Source organism: Micromonospora sp. NPDC023966, assembly GCF_040639095.1.
GTDB lineage: Bacteria > Actinomycetota > Actinomycetes > Mycobacteriales > Micromonosporaceae > Micromonospora.
Genome location: NZ_JBEZZJ010000017.1, coordinates 15,748 through 33,517 on the forward strand (window position 1 = coordinate 15,748; position 17,770 = coordinate 33,517).

14 protein-coding genes are annotated in these 17,770 nt (G+C 74.9%); 12 read left to right on the forward strand and 2 right to left on the reverse strand.

Annotated features, from left to right (window positions below; genetic code table 11):
- The first annotated feature begins 8 nt into the window (after window positions 1-8).
- The 12 genes from AB0F68_RS21630 (at window position 9) to AB0F68_RS21685 (ending at window position 15,281) form a co-directional block, all read left to right on the forward strand.
- Window positions 9-1,157 carry an inositol-3-phosphate synthase gene (locus AB0F68_RS21630; RefSeq protein WP_357341441.1) on the forward strand — a complete coding sequence of 383 codons (1,149 nt, stop codon included), beginning with the start codon at window positions 9-11 and terminating at the stop codon, window positions 1,155-1,157.
- Window positions 1,154-2,041, forward strand: a complete 888-nt coding sequence (locus AB0F68_RS21635; RefSeq protein ID WP_357341227.1) for an SCO3242 family prenyltransferase — start codon at window positions 1,154-1,156, stop codon at window positions 2,039-2,041. Before AB0F68_RS21630 ends, AB0F68_RS21635 begins: the two co-directional genes overlap by 4 nt.
- Window positions 2,038-3,054, forward strand: coding sequence for a sugar phosphate isomerase/epimerase family protein (locus AB0F68_RS21640; protein ID WP_357341230.1), 1,017 nt, complete (start codon window positions 2,038-2,040; stop codon window positions 3,052-3,054). Before AB0F68_RS21635 ends, AB0F68_RS21640 begins: the two co-directional genes overlap by 4 nt.
- A 32-nt stretch (window positions 3,055-3,086) precedes the next feature.
- Complete coding sequence (locus AB0F68_RS21645; RefSeq protein ID WP_357341233.1) at window positions 3,087-3,707, forward strand: EboA domain-containing protein; 621 nt, start codon at window positions 3,087-3,089, stop codon at window positions 3,705-3,707.
- Window positions 3,707-4,558, forward strand: a complete 852-nt coding sequence (locus AB0F68_RS21650; RefSeq protein ID WP_357341235.1) for a TatD family hydrolase — start codon at window positions 3,707-3,709, stop codon at window positions 4,556-4,558. The genes AB0F68_RS21645 and AB0F68_RS21650 overlap by 1 nt, the downstream gene beginning before the upstream one ends.
- Entirely contained in the window at window positions 4,558-5,745 is a 1,188-nt protein-coding gene (gene eboE, locus AB0F68_RS21655) for a metabolite traffic protein EboE (RefSeq protein WP_357341238.1), read from the forward strand. The genes AB0F68_RS21650 and eboE overlap by 1 nt, the downstream gene beginning before the upstream one ends.
- Window positions 5,742-7,136: a nucleotide pyrophosphatase/phosphodiesterase family protein gene (locus tag AB0F68_RS21660; protein WP_357341241.1), complete on the forward strand. Its 1,395-nt coding sequence runs from the start codon at window positions 5,742-5,744 to the stop codon at window positions 7,134-7,136. Before eboE ends, AB0F68_RS21660 begins: the two co-directional genes overlap by 4 nt.
- Window positions 7,133-8,200, forward strand: a complete 1,068-nt coding sequence (locus tag AB0F68_RS21665) for a polyprenyl synthetase family protein (RefSeq protein WP_357341243.1) — start codon at window positions 7,133-7,135, stop codon at window positions 8,198-8,200. The genes AB0F68_RS21660 and AB0F68_RS21665 overlap by 4 nt, the downstream gene beginning before the upstream one ends.
- A 285-nt stretch (window positions 8,201-8,485) precedes the next feature.
- Window positions 8,486-11,320 (forward strand): ricin-type beta-trefoil lectin domain protein, encoded by a 2,835-nt coding sequence (locus tag AB0F68_RS21670; RefSeq protein WP_357341245.1) that lies wholly within the window; start codon window positions 8,486-8,488, stop codon window positions 11,318-11,320.
- Window positions 11,321-11,378: 58 nt separating this feature from the next.
- Window positions 11,379-13,490, forward strand: coding sequence for a lectin (locus tag AB0F68_RS21675; RefSeq protein ID WP_357341247.1), 2,112 nt, complete (start codon window positions 11,379-11,381; stop codon window positions 13,488-13,490).
- Between the two features lie 79 nt (window positions 13,491-13,569).
- Window positions 13,570-14,067, forward strand: coding sequence for a hypothetical protein (locus AB0F68_RS21680; protein WP_357341249.1), 498 nt, complete (start codon window positions 13,570-13,572; stop codon window positions 14,065-14,067).
- Window positions 14,068-14,270: 203 nt separating this feature from the next.
- Window positions 14,271-15,281: a sugar phosphate isomerase/epimerase family protein gene (locus AB0F68_RS21685; protein WP_357341252.1), complete on the forward strand. Its 1,011-nt coding sequence runs from the start codon at window positions 14,271-14,273 to the stop codon at window positions 15,279-15,281.
- Window positions 15,282-15,325: 44 nt separating this feature from the next.
- On the opposite strand, the gene AB0F68_RS21690 is transcribed toward AB0F68_RS21685, so the two are convergent.
- Both AB0F68_RS21690 and AB0F68_RS21695 read right to left on the reverse strand, forming a co-directional pair.
- The gene (locus tag AB0F68_RS21690) at window positions 15,326-16,510 is read right to left on the reverse strand and encodes an ROK family protein (RefSeq protein WP_357341259.1); all 1,185 of its coding nucleotides are present in this window, start codon (window positions 16,508-16,510) and stop codon (window positions 15,326-15,328) included.
- Between the two features lie 110 nt (window positions 16,511-16,620).
- Window positions 16,621-17,691, reverse strand: a complete 1,071-nt coding sequence (locus AB0F68_RS21695) for a sugar phosphate isomerase/epimerase family protein (RefSeq protein ID WP_357341262.1) — start codon at window positions 17,689-17,691, stop codon at window positions 16,621-16,623.
- Between the last annotated feature and the right edge of the window lie 79 nt (window positions 17,692-17,770).

A 17,770-nucleotide genomic window follows, 5' to 3' on the forward strand; every position in this document is an offset into this window, starting at 1 on the left:
CAAGCATGATGCGTACGGGTGTCTGGCTGGTGGGAGCGCGCGGCTCGGTCGCGACCACCAGCGTGGTCGGGGCGCTCGCCCTGCGGGCGGGGCTCACTGACCCGACCGGCTGTGTCACCGAGCTGCCCGAGCTGCGCGGGCCCGCCCTGCCGTCCTTCGCCGACCTGGTGTTCGGCGGCCACGACGTGGTGGCCACCCCGCTCACCAAGCGCGCCGAGGCGCTCGCCGCCGCCGGTGTGCTGCCCGGCCGGCTGGTCGACGCACTCGCCGGGGAGTTGGCCGAGGTGGAGGCGGCCCTGCGTCCCGCACCGACCGGCGGCAGCCCGGCCGAACGGGCCGCCGCGGTGGCCCGCGACCTGGCCGAGTTCCGCCGCCGGCACGCGCTGGACCGGGTGGTGGTGGTCAACGTCTCCGCCACCGAGCCGGCGCCCGAGCCGCACCCGGCCCACCACGACCTCGCCACGCTGCGGGCGGCGCTGGCCGGCCCCGCCGACGTGCTGCCGCCCAGCTCGCACTACGCGTACGCGGCGTTCACCGCCGGCTGCCCCTACGTCGACTTCACCCCGTCCACCGGGGCCCGGCTGCCGGCCCTGGCGGCGCTGGCCGAGGAGCGCGGCCTGCCGTACGCCGGGCACGACGGCAAGACCGGGGAGACCCTGGTCAAGTCGGTGCTCGCGCCGATGTTCGCGATGCGGCACCTGGCCGTGCGCTCCTGGTCCGGGGTGAACCTGCTCGGCGGCGGCGACGGCGCCACGCTCGCCGAACCGGCCGCCAACGCGGCCAAGGTGGCCAGCAAGCAGCGGGTCCTCGGGGAGACCCTCGGCTACGTCCCGCAGGGCGACACCCGGATCGACCACGTGGCCGAGCTGGGCGACTTCAAGACCGCCTGGGACCTGGTCACCTTCGCCGGTTTCCTGGGCACCGGAATGCGGATGGAGTTCACCTGGCACGGCTGCGACTCCGCGCTGGCCGCGCCGCTGGTGCTCGACCTGGCCCGGCTCACCGCCGCGGCGCACGCCGCCGGCCGGACCGGGCCGCTGACCGAGCTGGCCTTCTTCTTCAAGGACGGCATCGACGCGCCCACGCACGCCCTCGCCGAACAGTGGACGCTACTGCGCGACTTCGTCGCCGGGCTGCACGCGGCGGCGTCCCGATGAGCCGCCTCGCCGACCTGGCCGAGCTGGTCCGGGCGCCGGCCGCGCTCACCGTGCCGGGGGACGTGCTGTCCGGCGCGGCGGCGGCCGGCGCGCTGGACCGGCGCACGCCCGCGCTTGCCGGGGCCTCGGTGCTGCTCTACTGGGCCGGGATGGCCGCCAACGACTGGGCGGACCGGCGGCTCGACGCCGTCGAGCGCCCCGAGCGGCCGATCCCCTCCGGCCGGATCCGCCCGGCCGCCGCGCTCGGGGTCGCGGCCGGGCTGACCGCCGCCGGGCTCGCCCTGGCCGGCGCCGCCGGTGGCCGCCGGGCCGCCGCCGTCGCGGTCCCGCTCGCCGCCACCATCTGGGGCTACGACCTGCTGGCCAAGAACACCGCCGCCGGCCCGGCGGTGATGGCCGCCTGCCGAGGGCTGGACGTGCTGCTCGGCGCGAGCGTCGGGCCGACCCGCGGGCGCGACGGGCGGAAGGCGCCACCGGCCGCGCACGGGCTGGTCCGGGCGCTGCCGGCCGCGCTGACCGTGGCCGCGCACACCTGGACCGTCACCGCGCTGTCCCGCCGCGAGGTCTCCGGCGCCGACCGGCGGCTGCCCCGGGCCACCCTGGCCGGGACCGCGCTGGTCGCGGCCACCGCGCTGGGCCGCCCCGACCCGGTGCCGGTGGCGCTCGCCGCCGGTTACGCCGGCCGGTACGGCGCCGCGCAGGCCCGGGTGCTCGCCGACCCGTCGCCGGCCCGGGTGCGCGCCGCCGTCGGGGCCGGCATCACCGGGCTGCCCGCGTTGCAGGGCGCGCTGACCGCCCGGGCCGGCGCCCGGGTGCTCGGCCTCGCCGTCGCCGCGGCCGCCCCGCTCGGCCGCCGCCTGGCCCGACTGATCTCGCCGACATGACCGCCCCGCCGCCCCCCGCGCCCGCCGGGCCGGACCACCTGGCCGGCCGGCCGCCGCTCGACCCGGCCGCGCTGCGCCTCGGGTACGGCACCAACGGGTTCGCCAACCACCGGCTCGGCGACGCGCTCGCCGTCATCGCCGACCTCGGCTACCGGGGGGTGGCGCTCACCCTGGACCACGACCACCTGGACCCGTTCACCCCGGGGCTGGCCCGGCGGGTGGCCGCCGTGCGCCGCCGGCTGGACGCCCTCGGCCTGGGCGTGGTGGTCGAGACCGGGGCCCGCTACCTGCTCGACCCGTGGCACAAGCACGCCCCGACGCTGCTGCACGACGACCCCGCCCGGCGGATCGAGTTCCTCCGCCGGGCCGTCCGGATCGGCGCGGACCTGGGCGCGGAGGCGGTCTCCTTCTGGGCCGGCGTACGCCCGCCGGAGGTGCCCGAGGCCGTCGCCTGGGACCGCCTGGTCGCCGGCTGCGCCACGGTCTGCGCCGAGGCCGAGGCGGCCGGCGTGCCCCTGGGCTTCGAGCCCGAGCCGGGGATGCTGGTCGAGGACATCGCCGGCTGGCGGCGGCTGCGGGACGCACTCGGCGCGCCACCCGGTTTCGGCATCACCCTCGACATCGGACACTGTCGCTGCCTGGAGCCCGCGCCGGTGCCCGACTGCGTCGCGGTGGTCGCCGACCACCTGGTCAACGTGCAGATCGACGACATGCGCCGGGGCGTGCACGAGCACCTGGAGTTCGGCACGGGCGAGATCGACTTCCCGCCGGTGCTGCGGGCCCTGGCCGACGCCGGCTACCGCGGCCTGGTGGCCGTCGAGCTGCCCCGGCACTCGCACGCCGCGCCCGCCGTCGCCGCCCGGTCGCTGGACTTCCTGCGCACCGCCGCCCGAACGGCCGGGAGCGACCGGCACCACACCATCGACTCGGCCCCTCTGCTCCGCAGCCACGGAGGCGACACCTCCGGATCGCCGCTGCTGCGTGGGGGGCTGCAGAGCAAAGGCGGTGGCTGACCACCTGCCACCCGGCTCAGAGGGGAGACGGCATGACACCCGACCGACTGCGCGCCGCGCTGCGGGGCGTACCCGATCCGCAGTGGCTGGACGCGGCCCTGCGCCGCGTCGCGACCGATCCCGCGGCGATCCCGCGGCTGTTCGCCATCGCGGCCCGGAAGTGCGGCCGGGCGCCGCTGCCCGACCCGCCCGGCTGGACCGTCGACGAGGCCGCCCGGACGCTGCTGCTCACCGCGCTCCCCGCCGACCACGCCGCGGCGGCCGAGGCGCTCTACCGGCAGGGCGACGCGGCCGAGAAGCGCGCCGTGCTGCGCGCCCTGCCGCTGCTGCCGATCGGGGCGGAGTGCGTGCCGCTGCTGCACGACGCGATCCGCACCAACGACACCCGGCTGGTGGCCGCCGCCCTCGGCCCGTACGCCCGGCACCTGGAGCAGCCGGCCTGGCGCCAGGCGGTGCTCAAGTGCGTCTTCACCGGCGTGCCGCTGGCCGTCGTCGACGACCTGACCGGCCGGGCGGACGGCGAACTGGCGGCGATGCTGGCCGGGCTCGCCGCGGAGCGGCACGCGGCCGGCCGGAGCATGCCCGCCGACGCCACCGACCTGCTCGACCGGCTCGGCGCCGGCTCGCACCCCACCACCGCCAGGGAGGCGTGATGCGCATCTTCGACCCGCACATCCACATGACGTCCCGGACCACCGACGACTACGAGCGGATGGCCGCGGCCGGGGTCCGCGCCGTGGTGGAGCCCGCGTTCTGGCTGGGCCAGCCGCGCACCAGCGTGGACACCTTCGTCGACTACTTCGACTCGCTGGTCGGCTGGGAGCCGTTCCGGGCCGGCCAGTTCGGCGTCCGGCACCACGCCACCGTGGCGCTCAACCCGAAGGAGGCCAACGACCCGCGCTGCCGCCCGGTGCTCGACCTGCTCCCGCGCTACCTGGACAAGGACGGCGTGGTGGCGGTCGGCGAGATCGGCTACGACTCGATGACCCCGGCCGAGGACGCCGCCTTCGCCGGTCAGCTCGCCCTGGCCGTGGCGCACGACCTGCCCGCCCTCGTGCACACCCCGCACCGGGACAAGGCGCGCGGCGTCGAGCGCACGCTTGCCGTGGTCGCCGAGTCCGGCATCGACCCCGGGCGGGTGCTGGTCGACCACCTCAACGAGATCACCGTGAAGCTGGTCCGGGACACCGGCTGCTGGCTCGGCTTCTCGATCTACCCGGAGACGAAGATGTCGCCGCCGCGGATGGTCGAGCTGCTACGGACGTACGGGACCGAGCGGATGCTGGTCAACTCGGCCGCCGACTGGGGGCGCTCCGACCCGCTGCTCACCCGGGCCACCGGGGACGCGATGCTGCTCGCCGGGTTCACCGAGGACGACGTGGACCGGGTGCTGTGGCGCAACCCGGTGGAGTTCTACGGCCAGTCCGGCCGGCTGGACCTCACCGACCTGGACGGCTCCGAAGCCACCTTCGCCGGCAACTCCATCCTGCGCGGGGGCGAGTGATGCGGCTCCGGCACGCCGACGGGACGACCGTCCACCTCGGCTACTGCACCAACGTCCACCCCGCCGAGGACCTGCCCGGGATCCTCGCCCAGCTCGACACGTACGCGGTCGAGGTCCGGCGGGCGCTCGACAGCGACCGGCTGGGGCTCGGGCTCTGGCTGGCCGCCCCGGTCGCCGCCGCGCTCGCCGCCGACCCGGCGGCCCGCCGCCGGCTCCGGCACGAGCTGACCGTACGCGGGCTGGAGGTGGTCACCCTCAACGGCTTCCCGTACGCGGCCTTCCAGGCGCCGGTGGTCAAGGGCGCGGTCTACCACCCGGACTGGACCACCCCGGACCGGCTTGCGTACACCCTGGACCTGGCCCGGGTGCTGGCCAACCTGCTCCCCGACGACGCGGTCCGCGGCTCGATCTCCACCCTGCCGCTGGCCTGGCGCACGCCGTGGGACACCGGCCGGGCCGAGGCCGCCCGACACCGCCTCGACGCACTCGCCGCCGGGCTGGCCACAGTGGAGCGGGAGACCGGGCGGAGCGTCCGGGTCGGCTTCGAGCCGGAACCGGGCTGTCTGGTGGAGTCCACGGGACAGGCGCGCGCGGTATTGTCAGCCATGGATACCGACCGGCTCGGGATCTGCCTGGATCTGGCGCACCTCGCCTGTGCCTGGGAGGAGCCGGTCGAGGCCCTGGCGCGGCTGCGGGACGGCGGGCTACCGGTGGTCAAGGTGCAGGTCTCCGCCGCGGTCGAGGCCCCCGATCCGGCGGGCTCGGCCGGGGCGCTGCGCCGCTGGGTCGAGCCGCGCTTCCTGCACCAGACCCGGGCCGCGGGCTGCGCCGGCGCCGCCGACCCGGCCGACCCGGCGTACGCCGCCGACGACCTGGACGCCGCCCTCGACGCGCGGCTGCCCGGGGCGTGGCGGGTGCACTACCACGTGCCGCTGCACGCTCCACCCGAGCCGCCGCTGCGCTCCACCGTGCCGGTGCTGCGGGCCGCCCTGGCCGCGCTCTACGCCGGCCCGGCCGCCGGCTGCGACCACCTCGACGTCGAGACGTACACCTGGGGGGTGCTGCCGGCGGCGCGGCGGCCGCGCACCGACGCGGAGCTGGCCGCGGGGATCGCCGCCGAGCTGGCCTTCGCCCGCGACGAGCTGGTCGGCCTCGGCCTGGCCACGACGGCGGGGGTGACCCGGTGAGCCGGCGGCTGGTGGTGCTCGACGTGGTCGGGCTGACCCCGCGGCTGCTGGCGCACATGCCCCGGCTGCGGGCGGTCGCCGAGGCCGGGTTCGCCGCCGAGCTGGGCACCGTGCTGCCGGCGGTGACCTGCTCGGTGCAGTCCACCTTCCTCACCGGCGAGCCGCCGGCGGGGCACGGGATCGTCGGCAACGGCTGGTATTTCCGGGACCTTGGCGAGGTGCTGCTCTGGCGGCAGCACAACGCGCTGGTCGGCGGGGAGAAGCTGTGGCAGGCGGCCCGCCGGGTCGAGCCCGGCTACCGGGTCGCCAACGTCTGCTGGTGGTACGCGATGGGCGCCGACGTGGACTGGACGGTCACCCCGCGCCCGATCTACCACGCCGACGGGCGCAAGGAGCCGGACTGCTGGACCGACCCGCCCGAGCTGCACGACACGCTCACCGAGGCGCTCGGCACGTTCCCGCTCTTCACCTACTGGGGGCCGGGCGCCGGTATGCCGTCGTCGCGGTGGATCTGCCGGGCCGCCGAGCGGATCCTCGCCGACCACTCGCCCGACCTGACCCTGGTCTACGTCCCGCACCTCGACTACGACCTGCAACGCTTCGGCCCGTCCTCGCCCCGGGCCGCCGCCGCGGCGGCCGAGCTGGACGCGGTGCTCGCCCCGCTGCTCGACGCCGCCCGCGAGCGGGACGCCACGGTGGTGGCGCTCTCCGAGTACGGCATCACCGACGTCTCCCGCCCGGTGGACGTCAACCGGATGCTGCGCGCCGAGGGGCTGCTTCGGGTCTACACCCAGGCCGGCATGGAGTACCTGGACCCGTGGACGTCGCGGGCCTTCGCGGTCGCCGACCACCAGGTGGCGCACGTCTACGTGAAGGACCCGGCCGACGTGCCCGCGGTGGCGAAGCTCTGCGCGGCGCTGCCCGGGGTGGCCGAGGTGCTGGACCCCGCCGGCCAGGCCGGCTACGGGCTGGACCATCCCCGCTCCGGCGAGCTGGTGCTGGTGGCCGAGCCGGACGCCTGGTTCACCTACTACTACTGGCTGGACGACGCCCGGGCGCCCGACTTCGCGCGGTTGGTCGAGATCCACCGCAAGCCCGGCTACGACCCGGCCGAACTCTTCTTCGACCCGGCCGCGCCGGGCGCGGCGAAGCGCCGGGCCGCGGTCGCGCTGGCCCGCAAGAAGCTCGGCATGCGCTACCTGATGAGCGTCGTGGGGCTGCACGCCGGGGCCCGGGCGGTGCGCGGCTCACACGGCCGGCTCCCCGCCGACCCGGCAGACGGGCCGGTGCTGCTCTGCTCCGACCCGGCCGCGGCCCGGGAGCGGGTCGCCGCCACCGACGTCAAGGGATTGCTGCTCCAGCTCGCCGGACTGGCCCGGGAGGCACCATGACCGTTACCGTCGCACCGACCGACCCGGCCCTGCTACGGGACCGTTTCGACGCCGCGCTCGGCGCGTTCCTGCGCGAGCGAGGGCCGGGTCGGCCGGACGACGGCACGGCAGACGTGCACGAGGTGCTCCGCCGGTTCGTCCTGGCCGGCGGCAAGCGCCTGCGGCCCCTGTTCTGCTACTGGGGCTGGCGGGGCTTCGGCGGCCCCGACGGCAACCCGATCGTGGTGGCCGCGGCGGCGCTGGAGCTGTTCCACGCCTTCGCGCTGATCCACGACGACATCCTGGACCGCAGCGACCGCCGGCGCGGCCGGCCCACCGTGCACCGGGAGTTCGCCGACCGGCATGCCCGGGCCGGCTGGCGCGGCGACCCCGAGGCGTACGGCCGGCAGGCGGCCCTGCTCTGCGGCGACCTGTGCGCCGCCTGGTCCGGCGAGATGTTCCACGGTTGCGGGCTGGACAGCGAGCGGCTGCGCCGGGGCCACGTCCTGCTGGCCAGGATGCGGGCCGAGGTGATCGCGGGGGAGTATCTCGACGTGGTGGCCGCGGCCGGCGACGGCTCGGTGGCCAGCGCCCTCGCGGTGGTCCGGCTGAAGACCGCCCGCTACACGGTCACCCGTCCGGTGCAGGTGGGCGCCGCCCTGGCCGGGGCCGACCCGGACGTGGTGGCGGCGCTGACCGGGTTCGGCGACCCGCTCGGAGACGCCTTCCAGCTCCGCGACGACCTGCTCGGCGTCTTCGGCGACCCGGCGGTGACCGGGAAGTCCAACCTGGACGACCTGCGGGAGGGGAAGCCGACCGTCCTGTTGGCGCTGGCCCGCGAGGCCGCCGGGCCGGCCGGGGTGGCGCGGCTGCGGGCGCTGGTCGGTGATCCGGCCCTGGATCCGGCGGGCGCCGCCGAGGTGCGCGCCATCGTGGCGGCGTCCGGCGCCCGGGCCGAGGTGGAGCGGATGATCCGATCCCGGGCCGACGCGGCCCTGGCCGCCCTCGACCGGCTGCCGCTGGCGGAGCCGGCCCGGGCGGCGCTGGCCGACCTGGCGGCCCGGGCCGTGGATCGCCGGCGCTGACGCTACTTTTGTCGCTCATCGACGAAAGTCATTCCGGAACCAGCGGAAGCTATGGACAGCCGAATCGAACGGTCTTAATGTCGTGCGCAAGCACAGAGCTGTTTCGTCGAGGTGAACCACCCCCAATCGGCAGCCTCGTCGAGGTGACCACCGGCCGGCCGCAACCACCGGTGGTCACGGCCCACCGAGCCTCATCCGGCGGGCCCGCCGCAGCACCCCCGCACGGCATCCGGCGCGACGCGCGCCCGATCCTGGCTGCGCGCGTCAGGAAAGGACAGCAGAGGCATGTCCAGCCCCCACCACACCCCCACCCGACGCTGGCTTCCCGCCGGATCGGCGCTGCTGCTCGCGGCGGCCGCCGGCGCGGTCGGCCTGGCCGCGGCGCCCGTTCCGGCGTCCGCGCACCCCATCGTGGCGAGCGACTTCCAGCAGGTCGAACTCGCCCGCGGCGTCGCCGAGACCGGCGAACCGATGTCGCTCGCGGTGCTGCCCGACCGCTCGGTCCTGCACACCGCCCGCAACGGCACGCTGCGGCGCACCGACGCCGCCGGCGTCACCACCGTGATCGGCACCCTGGCCGTCTACACCCACGACGAGGAAGGGCTCCAGGGCGTCGGCGTCGACCCCGGCTTCGCGAGCAACCGGCAGATCTACCTCTACTACGCGCCCCCGCTGTCCACCCCGGCCGGCGACGCGCCCGCCACCGGCAGCGACTTCTCCGCGTGGCGGGGGGTCAACCGGCTCTCCCGGTTCAACCTCAACGCCGACTTCACGCTCAACCAGGCGAGCAAGGTCGACGTGCTGGACGTGCCGGCCGACCGGGGCCTGTGCTGCCACGTCGGCGGCGACATCGACTTCGACGCGGCCGGCAACCTCTACCTCTCCACCGGCGACGACACCAACCCCTTCGACTCCGGCGGCTACGCGCCGCTGGACGAGCGGACCGAGCGCAACCCCGCGTACGACGCGCAGCGCAGCGCCGGCAACACCAACGACCTGCGCGGCAAGATCCTGCGGATCAAGGTGAACGCCGACGGGTCGTACGCCATCCCCGCCGGCAACCTCTTCCCGCCCGGCACGGCGCGGACCCGGCCGGAGATCTACGCGATGGGCTTCCGCAACCCGTTCCGGATGAGCGTCGACAAGGCCACCGGCACCGTCTACGTCGGCGACTACGGCCCGGACGCCGGCACCAGCTCGGCCCGAGGCCCGTCCGGGCAGGTCGAGTTCGACCGGATCACCGGGCCGGGCAACTACGGCTGGCCGTACTGCACCGGCACCAACACGGCGGCCGAGACGTACGCCGAGTGGGACTTCGCCACCGGCACCGCGGGCGCGAAGTACAACTGCGCGGGCGGCCCGACGAACAACTCGTTCCGCAACACCGGCCAGAGCACCCTGCCGGCGGCGAAGCCGGCCTGGATCCGCTACGCCGGCGACGCCGGCAGCCCGCCCGAGTTCGGCGGCGGCTCGGAGTCGCCGATGGCCGGCCCGGTCTACCGGTACAACGCCGCCAACCCGTCCACCACCAAGTTCCCGCAGTCCTTCGACGGGCAGTTCTTCGCCACCGAGTTCGGCCGCGGCTGGATCAAGCCGATCCACCTCAACGCCGACGGCTCGCCCGGCACCATCGACACCTTCCCCTGGACCGGCAAGCAGGTGATGGACTCCGCCTTCGGGCCGGACGGGTCGTACTACGTGCTCGACTACGGCACCGGCTACTTCAACGGCGACGCCAACTCGGCGCTGTACCGCTTCGACTACCTGGGCGGCGGCAACCGCGCCCCGGTGGCCCGGGCCGCCGCCGACCGGACCTCCGGTACGGCCCCGCTGGCCGTCGCCTTCTCTTCGGCCGGCTCGTCCGACCCCGAGGGCGGGCCGCTCACCTACGCCTGGGCGTTCGGTGACGGCGGCACCTCGACGGCGGCGAACCCGTCGCACACCTACACCGCCAACGGCCGGTACACCGCCACGCTGACCGTCCGCGACGCGCAGGGCGCCACCGGCACCGCCAGCGTGGTGATCACCGTCGGCAACACCGCGCCGACGGTCACCGTGAACAGCCCGGGCAACGGCCAGCTCTTCTCCTTCGGCGACACCGTGCCGTTCCGGATCACCGTCACCGATCCGGAGGACGGCACGATCGACTGCACCCGGGTCAAGATGACCTACGTGCTCGGCCACGACCAGCACGGCCATCAGATCACCTCGTCGACCGGCTGCACCGGGTCGATCACCATCCCGGTCGACGGCGAGCACGACGACGCGGCGAACATCTTCGCGATCTTCGACGCCGAGTACACCGACGCCGGCGGCCTGACCACGCACACCCAGCACACCCTCCAGCCCCGGCACCGGCAGGCCGAGCACTTCAAGACCTCCGCCGGGATCAACACCTTCGACAAGGCGACCGCCGAGGGCGGCAAGACGGTCGGTGACATCCACAACGGGGACTGGATCGCGTTCGAGCCCTACCAGATCGGCAACGTCACCGGGTTCAGCGCCCGGGTCTCCTCGGCCGGGGTGGGCGGCACCCTCCAGGTCCGGGCCGGCTCCGCCACCGGCACCGTGCTCGGCTCGGCCACCGTGCCGGTGACCGGCGGATGGGACACCTTCACCACGGTGACCGGGGCGATCGCCAACCCGCCCGCCGGAACCACCACCCTCTACCTCACCTTCGCGGGCGGCGCCGGCGCGCTCTACGACGTGGACTCATTCACCTTCACCACGTCGGGCGTGCGCACCGGGCCGATCCGGGGGCTGGCCGGCAAGTGCCTCGACGTGCGCAACGCCGCCACCGCCGACGGCACCCAGATCCAGCTCTACACCTGCAACGGCACCACGGCGCAGAGTTGGACGGTGACCCCGAACTCGACGATCAGGGCGCTGGGCAAGTGCCTGGACATCTCCGGCGGCGCGACCGCCGACGGCACGAAGATCCAGCTCTGGACCTGCAACGGCACCGGCGCGCAGAACTGGTCCGCCCAGGCCGACGGCACCGTGCGCAACCCGCAGTCCGGCAAGTGCCTGGACGTCTCCGGCAACAACTCCGCCGACAGCACCCCCGTGCACCTCTGGACCTGCACCGGCGCGGCGAACCAGAAGTGGATCCTGCCCTGACCCGACGGTGCGGGGCCGGCCGTCCGGCCCCGCACCCCGTCCGGACCTGGAGAGCGACATGAGACTCCTCCGACCCGTCCTCGGCGCGGCCACCGCCGTCCTCGCCACGCTCGCCTGCACCACCCCGGCCACCCCGGCGGCCGCCGCCGACGCCCCCTACGACGTGCTGGTCTTCTCCAAGACCGCCGGCTTCCGGCACGACGCCATCCCGGCCGGGATCCAGGCCGTCCGCGACCTCGGCGCGGCGAACAACTTCACCGTCACCGCCACCGAGGACGCCGCCCAGTTCACCACCGCCAACCTGGCCCGCTACGAGGCCGTGATCTTCCTCAACACCACCGGCGACGTGCTGAACGCCACGCAGCAGACCGCCTTCGAGGCGTACATCGGCGCGGGCGGCGGCTACGTGGGCGTGCACGCCGCCGCCGACACCGAGTACGACTGGCCGTTCTACGGCAACCTGGTGGGTGCCTGGTTCGCCTCCCACCCGGCCATCCAGCCGGCCAACGTGAAGGTGGAGGACCGCGGGCACGCCGCCACCGCCCACCTGCCGCAGACCTGGAACCGCACCGACGAGTGGTACAACTACCGCACCAACGCCCGGTCCACCGCGCACGTGCTGGCCACCCTCGACGAGTCGTCGTACTCCGGCGGCTCGATGGGCGGTGACCACCCGCACGCCTGGTGCAAGGCGTACGCGGGCGGCCGGTCCTTCTACACCGGCGGCGGGCACACCCAGGCCTCCTACACCGAGGCCGCGTTCCGCGCCCACCTGCTCGGCGGCATCCGGTACGCGGCCGGCCGGAGCAAGGCCGACTGCCGCCCGGAGACCGGCTACACGGCGCTCTACAACGGCGCCACGACCGGCTGGTCCCAGGCCGGGCCGGGCAGCTTCACCAACGCCGGCGCGACGCTGACCTCGGTCGGCGGGATGGGCCTGTACTGGTACAGCGCCAAGCAGTTCACCAACTACTCGCTGAAGCTGGACTGGCGGCTGGCCGGCGACGACAACTCCGGCGTCTTCATCGGCTTCCCACCGTCGAGCGACCCCTGGTCGGCGGTGAACAACGGCTACGAGGTCCAGATCGACCCCACCGACAGCGCCGACCGCACCACCGGCGCCGTCTACACGTTCAAGTCCGCCGACCTGGCCGCCCGGGACGCGGCGCTCAACCCGGCGGGGGAGTGGAACACCTACGAGCTGCTGGTCGAGGGGGAGCGGCTCCAGGTCTTCCTCAACGGCGTGAAGATCAACGACTTCACCAACACCGACCCGGCCCGGTCGCTCGCCGGCCACATCGGCCTCCAGAACCACGGCACCGGCGACGACGTGTCGTTCCGCAACGTGCGGATCAAGGAGCTGGGCACCACCCCGCCGCCGACCGGGAGCACCACCGTGCAGGCCGAGGCGTTCAGCTCGGCCAGCGGGGTCACCCCGTTCACCAAGGCCGGCGCCAACGGCGGACAGACCCTGGGGTACGTCGACCCGGGCGACTGGGCCGCCTACCAGGGGCTCGACCTGACCGGGGTGACCGCGCTGCGGGCCCGGGTGGTCTCCGGCGGCCCGGGCGGCACCCTCCAGCTCCGCACCGGCTCCCCGACCGGCACGGTGCTCGGCCAGGTGGCGGTGCCGAACACCGGCAGCTGGACCACCTTCGCCGACGTCACCACCGCGCTGGCCGGCGTGCCCTCGGGCAGCCAGACGGTGTATCTCACCTTCGCCGGCACCGGCACCGGGCTGTTCGACGTCGACGACTTCACGCTGGTCCGGGGCGGTGGGAGCGGCGGCGGGACCGGCCCGGTCCGAGGGCTGGCCGGCAAGTGCCTGGACGTGCGGGGCGGCGCCACCGCCGACGGCACCCAGATCCAGCTCTACACCTGCAACGGCAGCACCGCGCAGACCTGGACGGTGACCCCGAACTCGACCGTCAAGGCGCTGGGCAAGTGCCTGGACGTGTCCGGCGGCGGCTCGGCCGACGGCACGAAGATCCAGCTCTGGACGTGCAACGGCACCGGGGCGCAGAACTGGTCGGCGCAGGCCGACGGCACGCTGCGCAACCCGCAGTCCGGCAAGTGCCTCGACGTGGCGGGCAACAACTCCGCCGACAGCACCCCGGTGCAGCTCTGGTCCTGCACCGGCGCCGCGAACCAGCGGTGGACCCTGCCCTGACGGGCGGGGGCGGCGGCGGACCGGGCGACCTGCGGGATCCGCCCGGTCCGCGGCCGGAGTGCTGCCGTACCTTGACCGTGTGGGACGCCTGGAGCGGTGGCGTCGGGTCGCCCAGGCGCGCCCGAGGATGGGTGGCGGCCTGCGGGCCGCCCTGGTCCGCGCACTGCTTGGCGACGGGCGGCCGGCCGTGCCCACCGGGCCGGCGCCCAGCCTCACCCGGCTGGACGCGCTCATGGACGACTTCGCCGGCCGGCCGGTGCGCTGGACGCTGGGCGGCCAGCCCCGCCCACTGCCCGCCGCCGTCGACGCGGCCGCGTACCGGATCATCGAGGAGGCGCTGGCCGAGGCGCACCGGCACGCCCCGTGCGAGGCCGTCGCGGTCCGGCTGCGTTACACCCCGGCCGGCCTCACCGTCGAGATCCGTGGCGACGGGTCCACCACCCCCGGCGCCGGCTCCGGGCTGCGGGCGCGGGCCGAGTCGGTCGGCGGCGCCTTCCACGCCGGCCCGCGCGCCGAGGAGGGCTGGCTGATCCGCGCCGAACTGCCCGCCCCGGAGGACGAGGCGGAGCTGTCCTGACGGTCCCCGGCCCTTCCGCGCCGGCTGCGGCCGACCTAGAGTGAGGGCGGCGACCGCGAGGTGGCCGGCGACCCGACGGGAGGCGCAACCCGTCGGGGCTTGGACGTGAACGCGTCCGCCGGTGCCGTCCGCGGCCGCCCGCACCCGGTCGCCTCGCCCCGGTCCGCTACGGAATCCCCCATCACGACAGGGGAGAAGGACAAATGGCGCGACCCATCACGCTCTTCACCGGCCAGTGGGCCGATCTTCCGTTCGACGAGGTCTGCCGGCTCGCCGCCGAGTGGGGATACGACGGCCTGGAGATCGCCTGCTGGGGCGACCACTTCGAGGTCGACAAGGCGCTCGCCGACGAGTCGTACGTGGACCGCAAGCGGGCCACCCTCGCCAAGCACAACCTCCAGGTCTTCGCCATCTCCAACCACCTCGTCGGCCAGGCGGTCTGCGACCACCCGATCGACGAGCGGCACCAGGACATCCTCCCCGCCCGGATCTGGGGCGACGGCGAGCCGGAGGGCGTACGCCGGCGCGCCGCCGAGGAGATGAAGGACACCGCCCGGGCGGCGGCGAAGCTCGGGGTGAAGACGGTGGTCGGCTTCACCGGCTCGTCGATCTGGCACACCCTGGCGATGTTCCCGCCGGTCCCGCCGGCCATGATCGAACGCGGCTACCAGGACTTCGCCGACCGGTGGAACCCGATCCTGGACGTCTTCGACGAGGTGGGCGTGCGCTTCGCCCACGAGGTGCACCCCAGCGAGATCGCCTACGACTACTGGACCACCAAGCGGGCCCTCGACGCGATCGGCCACCGGCCCGCGTTCGGGCTGAACTGGGACCCGTCGCACTTCGTCTGGCAGGAGCTGGACCCGGTCAACTTCATCTTCGACTTCGCCGACCGGATCTACCACGTCGACTGCAAGGACGCCAAGGTGCGTACGGGCGACGGCCGGCGGGGCCGGCTCTCCTCCCACCTGCCCTGGGCGGACCTGCGACGCGGCTGGGACTTCGTCTCCACCGGCCACGGGGACGTGCCGTGGGAGGACTGCTTCCGCGCGTTGAACGCGATCGGCTACACCGGCCCGATCTCGATCGAGTGGGAGGACGCCGGCATGGACCGCCTGGTCGGCGCCCCCGAGGCGCTCCAGTTCGTCCGCCGGCTCGCCTTCGACGCCCCGGCCGCCGCCTTCGACGCGGCGTTCAGCAGCAGCCGGGACTGACCTCTCGGGCCTCGGGGCCGGCGTGGCCGGCCCCGAGGCGGCCCTCAGCAAGCGGCGAAGACCTGGTCGCTGACCAGCCGGGCCGCGCCGACCAGGCCGGCCCGGTCGTCGAGGTCGGAGAGGACGATCGGCATGCTGCCGGTGGCCAGCGGGGTGGAGCGCCGGTAGACCACGCCCCGGATCTCGGCGAGCAGGACCGGCCCGACGCCCGGTGCCGCGCCGCCGATGATCACGATGGCCGGGTTGACGAAGCTGACCAGGCCGACCAGCACCTGCCCGAGCCGGCGAGCGGCGTCGCGGACCAGCGTCTGCGCGGCCGGATCCCCGGCGGTCGCCGCCGCGGCCACGTCGGCCACGGTGAGCGCTCCGGCGGCGGCCAGCCGGTCGGCGAGCGCCGTCGAGCGCCCGGCCCGCGCGGCCGTCACCGCCTCCCGCACCAGGGCGGCATTCCCGCAGTACGCCTCGACGCAGCCGGTGTTGCCGCAGCCGCAGAGCGGCCCGTCCTCGGTGAGCTGGAGGTGCCCGATGTGCCCGGCGCCGCTGGCCGCGCCCCGGTACAGCGCCCCGCCGAGCACCAGCCCGCAGCCCACCGCGTCGCCCAGCTTCACGTAGAGGAAGTCGTCGAACGGCCGGCCGGTGCCGGCGTGCCGCTCGCCCAGGGCCATCACGTTGGCGTCGTTGTCGACCTGCACCGGGCAGCCCAGCTCGGCGGCGATGGTGTCGCGTACCGGGAACTGGTGCCAGCCGGGCAGGGCGGGCGCGGACACCGGGGCGCCTTCCCGCACGGCGACCGGCGCGGGGAGCGCCACCCCGACGCCGGCCAGCCGGGTCAGCCCGGCCTCGGCCCGCAGCTTGCCGAGCAGCTCGACCGCCCGGCCGACCACCACCTCCGGGCCGAGCCGGACGTCGACCGGCTCGTCGTGCCGGGCGAGCAGCGTCAGCTCGCCGTCGGTGAGCGCGACCTCCAGCCGCCCGTCGCCGACCCGCACCGAGCCGAAGCGCACCTGCCGGCCGACCCGCAGCAGGGAGGAGCGGCGCCCACCCCGGGACGCGGCCGGCCCGGCGGTCTCCACCAGGCCCTGCGCGGTCAGCCGGTCCGCCTCGGCGATGAACCGGGCCCGGGGCAGGCCCAGGGCGTCGGCCAGTTCGACCCGCGAGCGCGGGCCGTCGTCGCGCAGCAGACGCAGCAGCCGCGCCTGGTCCGCGCTCTCCGGTCCGACCATCGTCATCACGATCACCTCCCCCCGAATGTGCCACACCGCCGTCACAGGCGCGTGACGCGAGGGGGCCGCTCCCAGTTTCCCGGGTGCGGCCCCCTGCGATCCTCCGGTCGGGTCGGTCAGCCCCGCAGACCCGACATGTGCTGGTAGCTGATCTCGGCGAAGCGCAGCGACCGGCCCGGGTCGGCGGCGCCGCCCGGGGCGTTGTCCTGCTCCCACATCGGGTTGTGGTAACCCTTCGCGCCCATGTTGGCGAAGAAGTTGCCGTAGTCGATGTCGCCCTCGCCGAGCGGCACCATCGCGTAGCCGGCCGCGGTGGCCGGGTCGTAGGTGCCGTCCTTGGCGTGGAACAGCGGGAACCGGATGGGCTGGGCGGCGACCACGGCCAGCGGGTCGAAGACGCTGGTCTGGGTCACCCCGTCCGGGTCGGTGTAGCTGCGGAACCGGTGCTGGGCCACGTGCGCCCAGTAGATGTCCATCTCGAACCAGACCCACTCGGGGTTGGTCCGGCCGATGAAGTACTCCAGCTTCCGGACACCGGAGGACCGGGTCGGCCGGCCCAGCGCGTCCAGCGGCCCGCTGTCCAGCAGGAAGTTGTACGCGGCGTCGTGGTTGTGCGTGTACAGCTTCAGGCCCCGGGCCGCGGCCATCTCGCCGAAGGTGTTCCACCGGTCCACGGCGGCGTCCCAGTCGGCCTTGACGTTGCTGCCGGTCGGGTCGTTGCCGGTGCCGATGTGGGTCATGCCGAGGATCTCGGCGGTGTCCAGCGTCTGCTCGAACGCGGCGATGGTGTCCGGGGTGACCGTGCTCGGGACCGAGGCGTGCGAGCCGTTGGCGCGCAGCCCGTTGTCGTCGAGGATCTTGCGGATCTCCGCCGGGGTGATCTGCCGGCCGAGGATCGAGGTGTGCTGGGTGTACCCGGCGAACTCGACCTCCTTGTAGCCGATCTCGGCGAGCCGGGCGAGCACCCGCTCGAACCCGTACGGCACGCCGGTGGCGTCCGGGGCGGCGCTGATCCGGTCGCGGACGCTGTAGAGGATGATGCCCCGCTTGCCGGTCGGGACGAGCAGCCCGTTGCCGGCGAAGGCGGCCGACGGGAGCCCGGCGGCGCCGACGGCGACGACGCCCGCCGCCCCGGCGATGGTGCCGAGCACCCGGCGGCGGCTCATCCCGTGCGATGTCTCGTTCATGTCCTGACTGCCTCTCTGACGGTGCCGGTGGTGTGGAAGGGAGGAGGCGGGTGGGGCCGCCGGGTGGCGACCCCACCCG